We start from the raw sequence: 17,129 nt of genomic DNA, 5'->3' as shown, positions 1-17,129 counted from the left end.
ATGCGGGGCAGGCATGGATCTGAAGAGCGGGTATCCCTTCTGGGCGGTCAGCAACGGCCTGATGCAGGCCTTTCCGCGCCTGGAATCGGACCATCGATGCGACGTGGCCGTGCTGGGTGGCGGCATCACCGGCGCGCTGATCGCCGATGAACTGGCCGGCCACGGTTTCGACGTGGCGATACTCGAACAGCGCGACGTGGGCTGGGGCAGCACGGCCGCCAGCACGGCGCTGCTGCAATACGAGATCGACACCCATCTGGTCGATCTGGCCGAGCGCCGCGGCGAAGCCGATGCCGCCCTGGCCTACCGCGCCTGCGCCGATGCCATCGACCAGCTGCATGCGCTCGCCTCGGCGTGGCGCGACGTGGGTTTCGCGCGCAACGACAGCCTGTACTACGCCAGCCGCCGCCGCGACGTGCGCGCGCTGGAGCGGGAACATGCCGCGCGCCGGAAGCACGGGCTGGAGGTGGAACTGCTGTCGTCCGATCGCATACGCGCGGACTACGGCTTCGACGCACCTGCCGCCCTGCTCAGCCGGCAGGCGGCGCGCGTGGACCCGTACCGCCTGACCCATCGCCTGCTGCAGCGCCTGCGGAAACGGGGCGCATCGATCTTCGACCGTACGCGGGTGGCCCGGATCGCCGCCACTTCGCGCGGGGCGAGCCTGCATACCGACACCGGCTTCACTGTCCGCGCGCGGCATGTGGTCGTCGCCGCGGGCTATGCCAGCCAGCACTGGCTGAAACGACCGGTGGCGCGCAACCGCAGCAGCTACGCCCTGATCACCGATCCCATGCCGGAAGCGCAACTGGGCTTCCTGGGCGACACCCTGTTATGGGAAACCGCACGCCCGTATCTGTATGCGCGCAGCACCTCCGACCGCCGCCTGCTGCTGGGCGGCGAGGATGATGCCGTCGACGTGCCCGCCCGCCGCGACGCACGCGTGCAGAAGAAGGCGCGCACCCTCCTGAAGCGGCTGCATGCGCTCTTTCCCGCCCTGCAGGTGACGCCGGCGTTCTCCTGGGCCGGCACCTTCGCCGAAACCGAAGACGGCCTGCCGTTCTTCGGCCCGCACCCCCAATGGGGCCCGCATGTGCATTTCGCGATGGCCTACGGTGGCAACGGCATCACCTACAGCATGCTCGGCGCCGGCCTGCTGCGCGCGCGCATCGAACGGCGTGCGCATCCGCTGTGGCCGCTGTTCTCGTTCCAGCGCCTGGAGCGCTGAAGCCCGGCCGGTGCATTGCGCGCCGTTGACGCGCTCGTCATGCCGCGCTTACGCGCGTGCGCGCAGGCTGGACGCACACCCCGCAGGAGCACCCCCATGCCCCGTGGCGAAAAATCCGCCTATACCGACAAGCAGAAGCGCCAGGCCGAGCACATCGAGGACAGCGAGCGCGAGCGCGGCCGTTCCAAAGAGGACGCCGAACGCATCGCCTGGGCTACCGTCAACAAACAGGATGGCGGCGGCAAGAAGTCCGGTTCGGGCCGCGCGAAGCATCACTGACCGGCGCGCCCGTCCCAGGGCCACCAGCCCTGGCCCGTCAATGCGTACCGGTCCGCGGCGCGTTCGAAGGGATTGCGCACGCTGACGCCTCCGCACAGCAGGTATAGCGGCAGGAACAACGGGCCCAGCACCATGTACTGGTAGACGTGGGCACGCTCGTGGTCGCCCAGGCGGATGCGCGGATGCAGCGCGCGCCCGGCACGGTGCTCATAGGTGATGCATTCGGCTTCCAGCGTGTCGCCGGTATGCAGGATGCTGTTGCCGAAGGTGATGGCGCCGCCCGGGCCCCAGGGCCAGCGGTGGAACACGAGCGCGAAATCGCGGCGGCTCCATTCCGCGCGCGCGCCGAACGCCATGCCGGCCACCCCGGCCAGGACGCCGACCGCGGTATTGGGCACGGCCCACACGATGCCGACCGCACGTGCGACCCACAGCCCCGTCCCCGCCATGGGTCAGTCCTGTTCGTTCGGCATCAGCAGCCAGAGGATCAGGTAGACCAGGATGCCGGGGAACGCCGCCGAGGCGATGGACATGATCACGAAGATCACGCGCAGCAGCGTGGAGCTCCAGCCGTAGCGATGCGCGATGCCGCCCATGACGCCCGCGATCATGCGGTCGTTCAGCGACCTGGCAAACGGCTTGGATGCGGTGTTCATCGCCAGCGACTCCCCACGGTTGTCCGTCGCCAGTCTAGCGCGTCAGCGACCGGGCGCACCTGAACCGCGCAATGCGTCGAGCCGGGCCTTGAACCACACGGCGGCCGGCTGCACGGGTTGGCCCGGACACCGTACCTGGTAGGCGCGCCCGCTCATGCTGCTCTTGCTGGCGGCGCGCTCGATGAACTGCTCGGCGGTATCGGCCAGGTCGCGCTTGAGCAGGTAGTCGTACTTGCGCTGCAGGTGTTTGCGCGCCTCGTCGCGACCATGCCAGGTACCGTTGCGCTGGAACTCGCACGACGACGCCGACAGCGCGTCCAGGAGCCCCTGGATCTCGCGTTGGGCCTTTGGCGAGGGTGCGGCCAGGCTCGGCGCGCAGCAGGACAGCAGGCAGGCAATGGTCAGAAGGCGTAGCGGCATGTCGTTACCCTAACGCAATGCGGATGAACGATGCACGCATCCCTGCAGCAGCGACGTGAGTCGCGACCGCACCCCGACAGGTCCCGCGGAGCGCGATGAGAAACACATCGCAACGGACCCGACGGGCCGACAACAAGGGGATGGACGATGGGATGGGGCGCATCGGGCCGTGCGATCGCGACTTGCGTCGCTCCCGCAAGCGCAACCACGCGCACCTAGCGCGCGCGCTGGCCCAGCCAGTGGTGGATGGCCGATGGCACTTCGCGCTGGGCCCGGCTTGAAACGTAGATGCCGATGTGGCCGCCCTTGAAGCTCAGCTCGGTGTAGTCCGCCGTGCCCACCACGTCCTTCAACGCACGCGAGGCATCCGGCGGCACCAGGTGGTCCTGCTCGGCGTAGATGTTCAGTACCGGCATGTCGACGAAGCCCAGGTCCACCGGTTCGCCGCCGATCTCGATGCCGCCCTTGATGAAGCCGTTGCGCTGGTAGAACTGCTTGATGAACTGGCGGAAGGCTTCGCCCGCCAGGTCGGGCGAGTCGAAGATCCACTTCTCCATGCGCAGGAAATCCTCGATGGCGCGCTTGTCGTCCAGGATGTCCATCAGCCCCACGTACTTCTGCAGGTTCAGCCGGAACGGCTTCAGCATCAGGTAGCAGGCGTTCATCATGTCGGCCGGCACGTTGCCCAGCGCATCGACGAACAGGTCCACGTCCAGCTCGCGCGTCCAGTGCGAAAGCATGTTGTCCGGGGTGTGGAAGTCCACCGGCGTGACCATGGTGATGAGGTTCTTGACCTTCGCGGGGTGCAGCGCGGCATAGCACAGGGAAAACGCGCCGCCCTGGCAGATGCCCAGCACGTTGACCGCCTCGCGCCCGTGGCTGTCGCGCAGGTGGTCGACCGCACCGTCGAGGAAGCGGTTGATGTAGTCGTCCAGTTCGAGGAAGCGGTCGGAGCGGTCGGGATAGCCGCAGTCGATGACGTAGACATCCTCGCCCTGCGCCAGCAGCCCCTTCACCAGCGAGCGGTCGTGCTGCAGGTCCACCATGTACGGCCGGTTGACCAGTGCGTAGACGATCAGCAGGGGGACCTTCGCCGTGGGGGCCTTCTCGCCGATGAAGCGGTACAGCACCACCTTGCCATCGCGCCAGACTTCCTGCTTCCGGGTGGCGCCATAGTGGACATCGTCCACCTCCGGCAGCGTATGCAGGCCGGCGGAGAGTTTCTGCACCAGCGTGGTGGCCTCCTGGGCCAGCGTTTCGGCGGTGAAGTTGAGCGGTCCGTTCACTTGCCTTTACCCCGCTTCGTCTTGCTGGCGGCCTTCGGCGCCTGCGCCGTGGCGGCGCGCGCGGCGTTGCGGGCCACCCAGTCCTTCATCGACACGACCGAGGCCGGCTTGCTGGCGGGCGCTGCCGTTTTCTTCGGCGCTTTGGCCACACGCGCCTTCGGCACGGCCTGGGTCGGCGTCCTGGCCCTGGCGGGCTTGCGCGCGACGGCCTGCGCAGCGGCCGGCGCCCGCTCCTGCCGGGTGGCGAGGGGCGCCGCCGCGGCGACGGCCCGTCGCGGGGGCTTCTTCGCCGCCGTCTTCTTGGCCGCCACGCGCTTCTTGGGCGCGGCTTTGGCTGCCGGTGCAGGCTTGCGCGAAGGCGGACGCTTCTTCACCGCCTTCGGTTTTGCCGGGCGTGGTGCAGGCGGCGGCGGTGCTTCAGCGACCACCGGCGCTTCCACCGGCTCAGCAGCGGCGCGCTGCACGGGCGCGCGCCGCACGGGGGCCGCCTGTGCGCGCGTGACCCTGCGCAGCGCGCGTTCGAGTTCGACGATCTTGCGATGCGCGGAATCCACTTCGGTGCGCGTGGGCATGCCGAACAGCGTGCAGACCTGTTCCACCTCGCGCTGCACGCCCAGCCGCAGGCGGGCCTGCGCATTGGCCAGGCCGCCGAAGACGTGGCGGAAATCCTCGGACAGGGCGACCTGCGCATAGGCTTCTTCGGCCGCGTCGATCCACAGGTCGAACAGCGCGCGCGCATTCTGCAGTTGCCGGCCCGGCTCGGCGTGTTCCTCCAGCTTGCGCTCGAAACGCGCGAATGCATCCTGCGCCACCTGCAGCATCAGCTGGTCGTATTCGGCCACGCGCTGCTGGTAACCCTGGTACGCCTGCGCCAGATGCTGCCAGCGTTCCTGGTGCTCGCGCGCCAGGCCGAAGGTCGGCACGTGCAGCCAGCGGTCGCCATCGCGTTGCAGGTTCTCCAGCCACGGGCGCAGTTGCTGCATCCAGCCATCCAGTCCGTGCGCGCCGCCCTGCATGCTGCGGAAGATGTCGGCGAAGGGATTGTGCGCGGGCGTGGGCTCGGCCATGCCCAGCGCCGAGCGCCAGGCGCGGCCGATGTCGGTGGCGTCGTGGTCGCGGCCGGTGAACTGCGCCGCGACCTGCTGCATCTGCCCGAACCACTGGCTGGCCTGCCGCTGGAAGCGGCCCACGGCCTCGTCCACCTGCGCCTGCCCGCCGGGCACCAGCTGCGCCCACCAGTCGACCGTCTGCTGCCAGCCCGGGGCCGCGCCCGGCATCGGCATCGCCGGCGCTGCGCCCACCTGTCGCAGGGCGTCGCCCCACAGGCTCCAGTACTGCTGGGCCACCGATTCGAAATCGCCCGGCCACGGTGGAACGTTTGTCGCCATGTGCCCTCCCTTCCCGACCGATTCTAGCCGCGGCCGGCGACGCGTGCATGACGCGCCCGCGCGGGCGGGTTCAGGGCTTGGGGATGCGCAGCGTCTTGCTGATCATCAGCGTGCCGGATACGGCATACAGCAGCACCAGCGGGTGCAGCAGCCAGGGCCCCAGCTTCAGCGAACCCAGCCACAGCTGTGGGCCGACGTGGCCCAGGTAGGCCGCCACGGCCAGCACGATGACCAGCACCAGGCTGGTGGGAATGGGCGTGCCCTCGAAGAACTTCACCTTGTCGCCGCCCTCGGCCAGCGTCTCGGCGGTGACGTTGTAGCGCGCCAGCCGGCTGACGCCGCAGGCCACGAAGTACGACAGCACCAGCCAGTCCCAGCCGCCCTGCATGCCGCAGGCATAGGCCAGTGCGGCCGGGGCGACGCCGAAGGAGATCACATCGGCCAGGGAATCCAGTTCGCGTCCCAGTACCGAGGCCTGCTTGCGCCACCGCGCCACCCGGCCATCCAGGGCGTCGAAGATGAAGGCCAGCGGGATCAGCGCCATGCCGATCATCAGGTCGCGCAGGATGCCCTCCTGCAGGAAGCGCATCGCCGCGAAAATGGCCCCGGTGCCGCAGAAGGCGTTGCCCAGCGTGAACCAGTCGGCCAGCTGGAAGTCGCGGATCATGGAGAAGTGTCGGGACATGGGGGCGCCGGTCGGCCGGGAACGGCCTACAGGGTAAGCCGAACCGGGTGAATCCGTCGCGGGGGGCCCGGCTCGCCCCCACACCACCAGATTTACCGCGGAATCGCGAACTGGCTGGCTTCCACGCTGCCCGTGCCGCGCGGATTGGCGTTGATCAGCGCATTCGCCGGCAGCTCCCTGCTGCCATCCAGCGTGGCGTCGACCTGGTCCAGCGCGGCATACACGTAGGGCAGCAGGGGCACATAGCGCGCCCCGTAGGCCGGCAGCGCAAGGAAGCCGTCGAAGTGCTGCGCATGCCGCACCTGCCAGTAGCGCACGTCCGGATTGGCGGCGCGCGCGGCCTCCACGTACGGCGCACTGGAGAACGCCGGCGGCACCAGCCCGTCGTCCAGGCCGTGGATCACCACCACCGGACGGCGCGTACGCGGAAAGCGCGCCGAGGTCTGCGCGATACCGGCCTGCACGCGGCGCGCATCGTCGCTCTCGCCGGCCTGCAGCGCACGCAGGCATTGCAGGCCCGGCAGGGTGAAGTCCGGCGGTGCCAGCCGCGTGTCGACGATGCCCACGCCCGCGCCCGGGGGAATGCCGCTGCCGTCGGACCACCACGCTGCGCGTTCCGCGGCGCTCGCCGCGCGTGCGCTGAAGTCCGGATTCTGCGCGGAGAACGCGTACCCGCACGGATGCTCGCCCGCGCCGTAGCGGCCATAGGCCGAGGCGTAGGTGACGGCCACCGCGCGCCACAGGTCGAAGCCCACGCTCAGCGCGCCGGCCACCAGCGCCTGGTCGGTCCAGCCGTTCGCCTTCAGCTGCGCACGGGCCGAGGCCGCCTGCGCCTTCGCGTCGCCACCGGTGACCAGACCGGCGGCCTTGAGCGTGGCGCAGCGCGCGACCCACAGCGGTTCCACCTGCGCGCGCAGCGGCGGCTGCGGCAGCGATTCCGCCGGCAGGTCCAGCAATGCGCAGGGCATCAGCAGCGCGGCTTCGGTGGTGTAGTCGTACAGCGAACGCGCGCCGGGCGCATCGGCGGCGTAGATGTTGGGCTCACCGGCGACGACGGCGTCCAGCCAGCCGCCCTCCTCCTCGCTGGCGCGCAGGACCGCGCCACCGCCATTGGAAATGCCGACCGCGATGACGCGCGTATTGTCGAAGCGGAACGGCGCCGCCTGCGGGAATGCCTGGTCCAGCGCCGCCAGCGCGAACTCGGCGGCCTGCTTCACGTGCCGGCCCCAGTCCGCTTCCGGATTGTCCTTGGAATGCGCGTGCTTGACCGCCACGCCGCTGGCGCCGACCGGCGCGTCGGGCGCGAACGCGAGCGTGTCGGTGCCCAGTGCCCCGGGCGTGCCGTCCTCGCGCGCACCCCGCTGTTCGTCGAGGTCGAAGTAATCCGTGCCCGCGCCCTTGTCGGTGTAGGCGACGGCGCAGCCCTTCGGCAGGCCCCACGGCGCGGCCACCGCGATGGCGCCATAGATGCCGCGCGAACCCGACGAGGCGGTGACGACGATGCAGCGCTTGCCCGTGTCGAAGTTGTCGGGTACCTGCACCAGCACGCGGTGCGGTTGCGCCGCCCCCGGCACTTTCGCCAGTGCCGAGTATTCGCGCCCCGGCACCCGGGCCACGCTGCCGTAGGCCTGGCCATAGCCGCCGCTCGGCGACAGGTCGGCGATGCCGCGCCAGTTCCCCCAGATCGCCCGGCGGCGCAGCTCGGCGGCCGTGGGATGGGCGGGATCGGCGAACGCGGGGGCCGCCATCGCGCGCAGGCCGTCCAGGCCCAGCCCCGCGGTCAGCAGGTCGTCATCGCCGCGGTGCTCGGTGACGCGCTGGGGCTGGATCATGTGGGTCACGGCCTCGGGCCTGGAGGGGGCGCTGGTGCAGCCGGCGAGCATCGCCGCCAGCCATACGCCACAGGAAAGTCGCATCGTCGCGTTCATGCCTGGAGTGCATCCATGGTTCCGGTCAATGCCACGAAACTACCGCGCCACGGAAGTCCCGTCATCGTACTTTGGTACCACGAACGGCGGACGCCTGCCTGCTACCCTAGCCGCAGCACGCAGGAGCCCCCATGCAGAAGACCCACACCCTCCTCATCACCGGCGCGGCCAGCGGCATCGGTGCCGGCATCGCCTCCCAGCTGGCCGAGGCCGGCCGCCACGTCATCGTCAGCGACCTCAACCTGGAGGCCGCCGAAGCCGTCGCCGCGCAGATCCGCACCGCGGGCGGTTCCGCCGAGGCGGTGGCACTGGACGTCACCTCGCAGGACAGCATCGATGCCGCGCTGGCCACGATCTCGCGCCCCATCGACGTGCTGGTCAACAATGCCGGCCTGCAGCATGTGTCGCCGCTGGAGGAGTTCCCCATCGAGAAGTGGGATTTCCTGGTGCAGGTGATGCTGGTGGGCGTGGCGCGGCTGACCCGCGCCGTGCTGCCCGGCATGCGCGAACGCGGGTTCGGCCGCATCGTCAACATCGGCAGCATCCACGCGCTGGTGGCCAGCCCCTACAAGAGCGCCTACGTGGCGGCCAAGCACGGGCTGGTCGGCTTCTCCAAGGTGCTGGCGCTGGAAACCGCCGACACCGACATCACCATCAACACCGTCTGCCCCAGCTACGTGAAGACGCCGCTGGTGGACAAGCAGATCGCCGACCAGGCGCGTACCCGCGGCATTTCCGAGGCCGACGTGGTCAGCCAGGTGATGCTGAAGCCCATGCCGAAGGGCGTTTTCATCGGCCTGGACGAACTGGCCGGCATCACCGCCTTCCTCACCTCGCCTGCCGCGCGCAACATCACCGGGCAGACGATCGTGGTGGATGGCGGGTGGACGGTACAGTGAAGCAGGAAGCCAGAAACGGGGGTTGAGGAACGAGAAACGAGTGGGAGCCTGCTGGCGCAACTCGGTACATCGTCCCGGCACGTCGCGCGTTCCGTCGCTCGTTCCTCGTTCCTCCCAACTCGTTCCTCGCCCATGCCCAGCCTCCTGATCGCCGACGACCATCCGCTGTTCCGGGCCGCCCTGCGCGGCGCGGCCGCCGATGCCGTGGCCCAGTTGACGGTGCGCGAGGCCGAATCGCTGGACGGGGTGATTGCCACGCTGGAAGCGCACGACGACATCGACCTGGTGTTGCTGGACCTGCACATGCCCGGCAATCACGGCCTGGCCGGGCTGGCGGCGATCCGCGCGCAGTTCCCTGCGGTCGCGGTGGTGGTGGTGTCGGCCAACGACGATCCGCGCGTGGTGCGGCGTGCGCTGGACCATGGCGCCGCGGGCTATCTGCCCAAGAGTTCCGGCCTGGACGAACTGCGCGACGCCATCCGCAGCGTGCTGGCCTGCGAGCAGTGGCTGCCGGCCTCGCTGCGTGGCGCGGTGGCGCGCGCGCAGTCGTCCGAACACGACACCGAACTGGCGGGCCGCCTGGCCAGCCTGTCCCCGCAACAGTTCCGCGTGCTGACGCTGGTGGCGCAGGGCCTGCTGAACAAGCAGATCGCCGACCGCCTGGACGTGCAGGAGCGCACCGTCAAGGCGCACCTGTCCGCCATCTTCGACCGCCTGGGCGTGCGCAACCGCACGCAGGCCGGCGTGGTGCTGAGGGAACTCGAGCTGGCCGACCCGGCGCGGCATATCGAGGGCTGAGGTTCCACGGCTGCATTGTTCGCGCGTTGCGACGCGTGCGGAGTCGCCGGCGACCGCAGGCCAAGGGGGCGCGGTCAAAAATTCGCCACACACCTTGACAGCCTTGTGCCGCAAAGCGCGCCGAGGCTTATCCACATGTTGGTCGACGAACCATCCACACCGGGTGTGGACAACCCGGACACGGGACCGTCACGGCCTGGTCAAAAATTCGCCATCCATCTTGACAGGCTTGCGCCGCAAGGCGCGGACGCGGTTATCCACACGGTTTCCCCAATGTCATTCCACAGCAGGTGTGGAAAAGTCGTACCGTGGAACACTCCCCGCTTCCATCTCCTGCGGGAGCGACGCCAGTCGCGATGAGCCATCCGAGATCGCGACTCGCGTCGCGCCCACGCCCCGCCGGTCGCTTCAGATGCGCGAGTAGCCCCACGACACCATGCGGCCGTCGCGGTACGGCATGACCCCGTGGAAGCCGCGCGGGTCCTCGTCGAACACCAGCGGCAGAAAGTGGCGATCCCCGTCCCACAGGGGCAACTCCATGATCTTCTCCACCGGCACCCATTCCAGCGTGCCTTCCGGATTGCGCTCGAACGGTGTGCCGCTGTACGTGGTGATGAGGAAGACGAAGCCCAGCCAGTCCTCGCCGTGCTTGCCGAAGCCCGGCCAGCTGATGGTGCCGCGCAGCGTCATCGCCTCGCAGTCGATGCCGGCCTCCTCGTGGATCTCGCGGCGCATGCCGGCCACCACGTCCTCGTCGCGCTCGATCTTGCCGCCCAGGCCGTTGTACTTGCCCAGGTGCAGGTCGTCCGGGCGCGCATTGCGATGGATCAGCAGCACCTGCGAACGATCGGGCGACAGCACATAGCCGAGGGTGGCGACGATGGGGGTGTAGGGCATGGGGGATCGGTGAGCAGCGGAGGAGTGATTCTACCTGTGAACCCTCGACCGTCGTCCCGGCGAACCTGGAATCCATTTGATGTTGATCTCCGCGGGCTCCCCGCCCTGTGCTCGGAACCGCAAGCGCAAGATGGGTCCCAGCGTTCGCTGGGACGACGGAGAAGGAGTCCGGGTGTGTGATCTGCTCCGGCCCGTCATTCCAGCGCAAGCTGGAATCCATTTCCCATGAGGGCCCGGATGCCGTCAGTAGGAGCAGATGGGTCCCAGCGTTCGCTGGGACGACGGAGGGAGCCCTGGCGTGTGATCCGCTCCGTCCCGTCATTCCAGCGCACGCTGGAATCCATTTCCCATGAGGGCCCGGATGCCGTCAGTAGGAGCAGATGGGACCCAGCATTCGCTGGGACGACGACGCGTCATCACATCGCCCGCGCCACCAGCAAGCGGTCCAGCACCGACTTCAGCGCCAGCGGCCGTACCGGCTTGGCCAGCAGCGGCAGGTCGGCGTCGCGTACCGCGCGGCGTACCGCCTCGGTCTGGTCGGCGCTCAGGATCAGGCACGGACGTTGCCCATGCGCGGCACGCAGGCGTTCGGCCAGCGCGACGCCGGTGTCGCCGGCATCCAGGTGATAGTCGAACAGCCACAGGTCCGCGGCCCGTGCGCGCAACGCAGCGTCGGCAGCTGCGCCATCGCTGGCGGTCGCCACGCTGCATCCCCACCCCATGAGCACCTGGCGCAATGCCTCGAGCGCGTCGGGATCGTTGTCCACCGCCAGCACATGGCGGCCGGCCAGGCCGGGCTTGCCGGCCAGTGAAGGCGTCGCCACGGGAGGCGCCACCCGCACCAGGTCGACCGCGAAGACGGCGCCGTGCCCGACCCGGCTGCGCAGCGACAGGGGCGCGTCCAGCAGCATGGCGATGCGGTCGGCGATCGACAGGCCCAGTCCCAGGCCCTGCCCCGGCACGTCGTCGCCGCGGCGGAATTCCTCGAAGATCCGCCGCTGCTCGGCCTCGGCGATGCCCGGCCCGGTATCCCACACCTCCACGCGCAGGCGAGCGCCACGACGACGTACGCCCAGCCGCACGCCGCCGCGTGCGGTGTAGCGCACGGCATTGGCCAGGAAGTTCTGCAGGATGCGGCGCAGCAGCTGCGGATCGGTGTGCACCCAGGCACGGGTGGGCACCATCGCGAACGACAGGCCGCGCTCGCGTGCCAGTACGCGGAATTCCGACGCCAGCGGCTCCAGCACGTCCATCAGCGGCAGGTCGCGCGGCTCGGGGACCAGCCCGCCGGCCTCCAGCCGCGACATGTCCAGCAGGCCGGTCAGCAGGTCGGTGGTGGAATCCAGCGCGCCGCGCACCTGCAGAGCGGTGTCGCGCTGGCGCTGTTCCGGCAGCTGCTGCGACAGCGCGTCGGTGAACAGCTGCGCAGCGTGCAAGGGCTGCAGCAGGTCGTGGCCGATCGCGGTCAGGAAGCGGCTCTTGGCATCGTTCGCATGCTCGGCCTCGCGCTTGGCCGTTTCCAGCAGTGCGGTGCGCTCGGCCACGCGCTGCTCCAGGGTCTCGTTGGCCTGCTTGAGTTCGCGCTCGGCCTGGCGCGAGGCGGTCACGTCGGTGTACGTGGCCACGAAGCCGCCGCCCGGCATGGGATTGCCGCGGATCTCCACGATGCTGCCGTCGGGAAACACGCGCTCGGTCAGGTGCGGCGTGCCGGCGCGCATGAAGGCCAGCCGCCGGTCCAGCGCCCGTTCGTCCTGCCCGCGCTGCGGCATGCGTTGCAGGGCCCATCGCGTGAGGTCGGCGATGGGACGCCCGACCTGCAGCAGTTCGGACGGGAAACCGAACATCTGCGCATAGCGGCGGTTCCATGCCACCAGCCGCTGCTCGCGGTCGATCACGCTGATGCCCTGGCTCATGTTCTGCAGCGCGGCTTCCAGCACCTGCTGGTTGAAGCGCAGGTCCTGGGAGACTTCGCCGACGATGGCGGCCACCGTGTCCAGGTCACCGCTCTCGCGTCGCGCGGCATCCAGCAGCAGGCGTGCCGAAGCCGAGCCCAGCACGGCCGACAGTTCGCGCTCCAGGCGCGCCTCGATCGCGCCGGGCACCGGGCCGCTGCGCGGCGCATCGGCCAGCAGTTCCTCCACGCGTTCGCGCGGCAGGAAGCGGCGGCCGGCATCGCGCAGGGTCTTGGCATCGAAACCGCGGCTGTCGAGCCTGCGCGGGGCCGTGCCGCGCCAGCCCATCACCAGCAACGTCACCGCCGTGCCCAGGAACAGGCTGACGCCCACCGCGCGGCCCAGCCGGCTCCATCCGGTCAATCCGAAGAAACCATCGGGCGAGAGCCCGGCAATGCCGAACGGGCCAGCCTGCAGCCAGGCCGGCGCCACGCCGCGCGCGTCCATCGTCACCGGCAGCAGCAGCAGCCACACCCACACGGCGAATGCCGCCACGATGCCGGCGATCACCGCGCGCGGCGGCGTCTGCGGCCGCCAGATGGCGAAGCCCAGTGCCGGTGCCAGCGTCGCCAGCGCCGAGAACGACACCGCTCCCACATCGGCCAGCGCATCGTTGCCCGCGATCAGCCGGCTGTACGCCCACGCCAGCAACATCACCGCGACGATGCCGATGCGCCGCTGCGCCAGCACCGCGCCGCGCAGGTCGCCACCGGTGCCGCGCAGCCAGCCGCCGCGCAACAGGCCCGGCGCCAGCCAGTGGTTGCCGATCATCAGGCTGAGCGTCAGCGTGCTGACCACCACCATGCCGGTCGCGGCGCTGAGGCCGCCGAGGAACGCGAGCAGTGCCAGGCCCTGCTGCCCCTGCGACAGCGGCAGCGCCAGCACGTAGAGGTCGGACGGCACCGCATCGCCGAACATCGCGCCGCCCGCGCGCGCCAGCGGCAGCAGGGGCGCGGCCATCAGCACCATGTACAGCGGGAACAGCCAGCGCGCCGTGCGCACATGGCGCTCGTCGCGGCATTCCACCACGCCCACGTGCACCTGGTGCGGCAGGGTGAACATCGCCAGCACGCCCAATGCCACCAGCGGCAGAAAGCCGTAGGTGGTGGACGGCGGTGCCTGCACGGCGGGCACCTCGGGCAGTTCGGGCAGGCCCCACCAGACGAACACGCCCAGCGCCAGCATCGCCGCCAGCTTGAACAGCGACTCGAACGCCATCGCCAGGACCAGGCCGCGGTTGTGTTCGGCCGCACTCGCGCGGCGCGTGCCGAACAGCATCGCGAACACCGCCATCGCCAGCGCCACGTACAGCGCGCTGTCCTGCCAGGCGGGCAGCGCGTCGTTGCCCGGCGAGCGCGTCAGCAGCGCGAAGCTCATCGCCACCGCCTTCAACTGCAGCGCGATGTAGGGGATCAGTCCCAGCGCGGCGACCAGGGTGACGGTGGCCGCCAGCCACCCGTCCTTGCCCAGCCGCGTGGCGATCAGGTCGGCCAGCGAGGTGGCATTGGACTCGCGCGCCATCCGTACCAACCGCACCAGCAGGAACGCGCCGAACACGTACAGCAGGATGGTGCCGACGAAGGTGGGAGGCAGCGGCCACCCGTAGCGCGCGGCCTGGGTCACCGTGCCGAAGAACGTCCACGACGTGCAGTAGACGGCGAGCGACAGCGCGTAGATGTACGGCCACTGCACCGCCAGCACGCGCGGGTGGCGCTCGGCATACAGCGCCGAGCCGAACAGCACGCCCAGCCAGAGCAGCCCCGCCAGCACCACGATACCGATGCTCAGCATGCTTCCTCGAATCGTCCTGTCGGCCCAGCCACGATCTTACCGCGCCGACGATCGGCGCCGTCCCCCGCCCATTGCCGTGGCCGACGTCTCCGCAGGGCCTCGTTCTTCCTCATGACGAAACCGATGCGTGACGCCCCCCGACGGGGTGGACGCCCTGCGGTTCCGTCATCGCCGGGCCCAAGGGGGTGCCCACACGGAGTCGAACAAGGAGATCGTCATGCACAACCACATGTTCCTGCGCGCTGTCGCGCTGTCCCTCGTACTGATTGCCGCATCCGCGCCCGCCTGGGCAACGCGCACCAGCACCGCGCTCGGCATCTGCATATCGCGTGGCCCGGACTGCAGCATCGCCAACAAGGGCGACAACTACGAGATCTGCGTCAACAACACCGACGGCAGGCAATGCGTCAGCTGCCCCAACCTGGCCCAGGACAAGCAGGAGTGCGCCGTCGCCAGGACCGACAAGGGCACCCCCGCCCCGACCACCGGCGTGGCCGGCCTGCTGGCGGAGGAGTACCTGGCCTCGCCGCGCAAGCCCGAACGTCCCGCCCGCAAGCCCTGAGGGCGCGCCGGCCTTCCACCCGCCCGTGCACGAACGACGACGCGGCACTGCATGCGCAGCGCCGCGTCGCCTCGGGTTGCGCGTCAGAAGTCGTAGCGCGCGGTCAGGCTGTACTGGCGCGGCGGACCGTAGAAGCCGGACAGGACGCCCAGCGCCGCCTGCAGGTTGTAACCGGTGGTGCGGTATTCCTCGTCGGTCAGATTGGTCCCCTGCAGCGAGAACGACCATGCGTCGTTCGCGCGCCAGACCACGCCTGCACCGAGCAGGCCGTAGCCGGGCTGCTTGATCGCCTCGCTGAGGTCGGTGGTGGGATAGACCTCGGACTGGTAGGAGTAGGTCACCCGCGCGGAGAGGTTGCCCCCGTTCGCGAGATCGGTGCGGTACTCCACGTTGAGTGCGCCGGAGAATTCCGGGGCGTTGGTGAAGTACTGGCTGTCGGCGACATTGACGCCGCCGGTGATGAACTCGTCGTACTTGGCATCCAGCCAGGCCAGGTTGCCGCTGATCAGCCAGTGCTGGGTGGGCAGGAACTGGTACTCCACCTCCACGCCGTTCACCGTGCCCTTGCCGGCGTTGGTGAAGTCGCCGAAGAACTGCGGGTTTCCGTTGCCGTCGATGTACTGGGTGAACACCGACAGCTGGATGTCCTCGTACTTGTTGTGGAATGCCGACAGGTTCAGGAACAGGCGCTGGTCGAGGAAGGACATCTTGCTGCCGACCTCGAAGCTGTCGACCTGCTCGTCGTCGAACGGCTCGCCCGAGCGCGGCACCGCCGTGGTATTGGCGCGGATGTTGTAGCCGCCGGACTTGAAGCCGCGCGAGGCCAGGCCGTAGACCATGATGTCGGGCGTGATCTGGTAGTCCAGCGAGACCTTCGGCGAGACGTTCTTGAAGTTGATGGTCTTGTCGAAGTTCGCGGCCACCACGCCGTTGGGAACCGTGAAGGTGGCATCGGTATAGCCGATGTTGTAGGCCACCGCATGCTTGTCCTCGTCGGTGTAGCGGGCGCCGACGTCCAGCTTCAGGCGATCGGTCAGGTCGAACGTCCAGTCGGTATAGACGGACAGGCTGCTGGTATTCACCACGCCCTGGGTGTCGCCGAAGCTCAGGCCGAAGAAGTTGTTCAGCACCTGGCCACCAGCATCGCCATCGAAATGGTAGATACCGACCACGCCGCGCGCACGACCGCCGGCATCGTAGTTGGCCTGCACTTCGTTGGTCACCTGGCTGTCGCTGTAGAACGCCTTCACGTCCGCGACCGGGAACGGCGTCATGTCGAAATCGATGTTGGTCTCGGTATCCGACTCGCGCTTGGCGACGATGTACTTGAACGCCCAGTCGTCGTTGGGACGCCAGTTCACGGTCGCCGACAGCCCCTTCATCTCGGTGTCGTTGACATTGGGCATCGCGCTGTAGATGTCGTAGCGGCTGTCCATCGGGGTATAGGCCGACAACCCCGGGAACAGGAAGTTCGCCGTCGCACTGGTGTTGGCCGACAACAGCTTGCCGCCGCGCACGCCGGACTGGTCGTCAAGATAGTCGAACGCGAACTGCACGTCGAAATCGTCCTGCGAGTACGCCCCCAGCTGCAGGCGGACCGCATTGATCTCCTTGTCGCTGACCTGCTGGCCGTTGAGCTTGTTCTCGCCGAAGCCGTCGCGGTTCATGCTGGCCACCGACACGCGGCCGCGCAGGCCGCTGTCCTTGCCGCCGATCTCGCCGCCCAGCGCCGCCTTCACGTCCAGCTGGTTGTAGTTGCCCACGGTGACCGAGGCGAAGCCCGTGGTCTCCTGCGGCAGGCCGCGCGAGATGTACTTGATGGCGCCGCCGATGGTGTTCTTGCCGTACAGGGTGCCCTGCGGACCGCGCAGCACCTCGATGCGCTCCACGTCGAACACGTCCAGCAACGCGCCCTGGGGACGGGCGATGTAGACGTCGTCCAGATAGATGCCCACGCCCGGGTCCACGCCCCACAGCGGATCGGCCTGGCCCACGCCGCGGATGTAGGCGGTGACGGTGCTGGTGGAGCCACGCGCCGCGTACACGGTCAGGTTGGGCACCTGCGCGTCCAGGTCGCCCAGGTCCTTGATGTTCAGCTTGTCCAGGGTTTCCGGCGTGAACGCGGTGACGGCCACCGGCACGTCCTGCAGGGTCTCTTCGCGCTTGCGTGCGGTGACCTTGACCGAATCCAGCGTGGTGGCGTTGGCGGCTGGCGTGTCGCCGGCCGGCGCGGCCTCCTGCGCCCATGCCACCGGCACGGACGACAACAGGACGCAGCCGATGGCCAGGCTCAGATGCTTGCGCTTCATGGGTCTCCCCTCCTCCCGGGTATGACGTTGGCGGCGGGCGGATGCCGCCGA

The 17,129-nt window shown here is 69.2% G+C and carries 15 protein-coding genes; 5 read left to right on the top strand and 10 right to left on the bottom strand.

All coding sequences use genetic code 11. The features are described from left to right. Positions 1–13 precede the first annotated feature (13 nt). Positions 14–1,228, top strand: coding sequence for an FAD-dependent oxidoreductase (locus tag MUU77_RS07225; RefSeq protein WP_245093249.1), 1,215 nt, complete (start codon positions 14–16; stop codon positions 1,226–1,228). Between the two features lie 96 nt (positions 1,229–1,324). Next, a complete protein-coding gene (locus MUU77_RS07220; protein WP_245093247.1) occupies positions 1,325–1,507 on the top strand; it encodes a hypothetical protein in 183 nt (60 codons plus the stop codon). Here the strand turns inward: MUU77_RS07220 and MUU77_RS07215 are convergent. The 7 genes from MUU77_RS07215 to MUU77_RS07185 all read right to left on the bottom strand — a co-directional run bounded on the left by MUU77_RS07215 (position 1,501) and on the right by MUU77_RS07185 (position 7,858). Beyond that, the gene (locus MUU77_RS07215) at positions 1,501–1,956 is read right to left on the bottom strand and encodes a hypothetical protein (RefSeq protein WP_245093245.1); all 456 of its coding nucleotides are present in this window, start codon (positions 1,954–1,956) and stop codon (positions 1,501–1,503) included. The genes MUU77_RS07220 and MUU77_RS07215 overlap by 7 nt on opposite strands. 3 nt (positions 1,957–1,959) lie before the next feature. Next, entirely contained in the window at positions 1,960–2,163 is a 204-nt protein-coding gene (locus tag MUU77_RS07210; protein ID WP_245093243.1) for a PspC domain-containing protein, read from the bottom strand. Between the two features lie 42 nt (positions 2,164–2,205). Next, positions 2,206–2,583, bottom strand: coding sequence for a DUF5329 domain-containing protein (locus tag MUU77_RS07205; RefSeq protein ID WP_245093241.1), 378 nt, complete (start codon positions 2,581–2,583; stop codon positions 2,206–2,208). Positions 2,584–2,798: 215 nt separating this feature from the next. Beyond that, positions 2,799–3,869 (bottom strand): class III poly(R)-hydroxyalkanoic acid synthase subunit PhaC, encoded by a 1,071-nt coding sequence (locus MUU77_RS07200; protein ID WP_245093239.1) that lies wholly within the window; start codon positions 3,867–3,869, stop codon positions 2,799–2,801. Continuing rightward, positions 3,866–5,257: a class III poly(R)-hydroxyalkanoic acid synthase subunit PhaE gene (gene phaE, locus MUU77_RS07195; protein ID WP_245093237.1), complete on the bottom strand. Its 1,392-nt coding sequence runs from the start codon at positions 5,255–5,257 to the stop codon at positions 3,866–3,868. The genes MUU77_RS07200 and phaE overlap by 4 nt, the downstream gene beginning before the upstream one ends. 70 nt (positions 5,258–5,327) lie before the next feature. Then, the gene (locus MUU77_RS07190) at positions 5,328–5,942 is read right to left on the bottom strand and encodes a CDP-alcohol phosphatidyltransferase family protein (RefSeq protein WP_245093235.1); all 615 of its coding nucleotides are present in this window, start codon (positions 5,940–5,942) and stop codon (positions 5,328–5,330) included. A gap of 92 nt (positions 5,943–6,034) precedes the next feature. After that, entirely contained in the window at positions 6,035–7,858 is a 1,824-nt protein-coding gene (locus tag MUU77_RS07185; RefSeq protein WP_245093233.1) for a D-(-)-3-hydroxybutyrate oligomer hydrolase, read from the bottom strand. A gap of 143 nt (positions 7,859–8,001) precedes the next feature. On the opposite strand from MUU77_RS07185, the gene MUU77_RS07180 reads away from it, so the two are divergent. Both MUU77_RS07180 and MUU77_RS07175 read left to right on the top strand, forming a co-directional pair. Further along, positions 8,002–8,769 (top strand): 3-hydroxybutyrate dehydrogenase, encoded by a 768-nt coding sequence (locus MUU77_RS07180; RefSeq protein ID WP_245093231.1) that lies wholly within the window; start codon positions 8,002–8,004, stop codon positions 8,767–8,769. Positions 8,770–8,901: 132 nt separating this feature from the next. Beyond that, entirely contained in the window at positions 8,902–9,567 is a 666-nt protein-coding gene (locus tag MUU77_RS07175) for a response regulator transcription factor (protein ID WP_245093229.1), read from the top strand. Between the two features lie 408 nt (positions 9,568–9,975). On the opposite strand, the gene MUU77_RS07170 is transcribed toward MUU77_RS07175, so the two are convergent. Continuing rightward, positions 9,976–10,464 carry an 8-oxo-dGTP diphosphatase gene (locus MUU77_RS07170; protein ID WP_245093227.1) on the bottom strand — a complete coding sequence of 163 codons (489 nt, stop codon included), beginning with the start codon at positions 10,462–10,464 and terminating at the stop codon, positions 9,976–9,978. 416 nt (positions 10,465–10,880) lie between these two features. Continuing rightward, entirely contained in the window at positions 10,881–14,207 is a 3,327-nt protein-coding gene (locus tag MUU77_RS07165; RefSeq protein ID WP_245093225.1) for a PAS-domain containing protein, read from the bottom strand. A gap of 217 nt (positions 14,208–14,424) precedes the next feature. Here MUU77_RS07165 and MUU77_RS07160 point away from each other — a divergent pair, with 217 nt between their 5' ends. Further along, a complete protein-coding gene (locus tag MUU77_RS07160) occupies positions 14,425–14,769 on the top strand; it encodes a hypothetical protein (protein WP_245093223.1) in 345 nt (114 codons plus the stop codon). Positions 14,770–14,852: 83 nt separating this feature from the next. Here the strand turns inward: MUU77_RS07160 and MUU77_RS07155 are convergent, their stop codons facing one another. Then, positions 14,853–17,078, bottom strand: coding sequence for a TonB-dependent receptor (locus tag MUU77_RS07155; protein WP_245093221.1), 2,226 nt, complete (start codon positions 17,076–17,078; stop codon positions 14,853–14,855). Positions 17,079–17,129: the final 51 nt, after the last annotated feature.

Source organism: Pseudoxanthomonas sp. F37 (assembly GCF_022965755.1).
Taxonomy (GTDB): Bacteria; Pseudomonadota; Gammaproteobacteria; order Xanthomonadales; family Xanthomonadaceae; genus Pseudoxanthomonas_A.
Note: the sequence above shows the minus strand (reverse complement) of the source record. Positions and strands in the feature narration are given on the sequence as shown.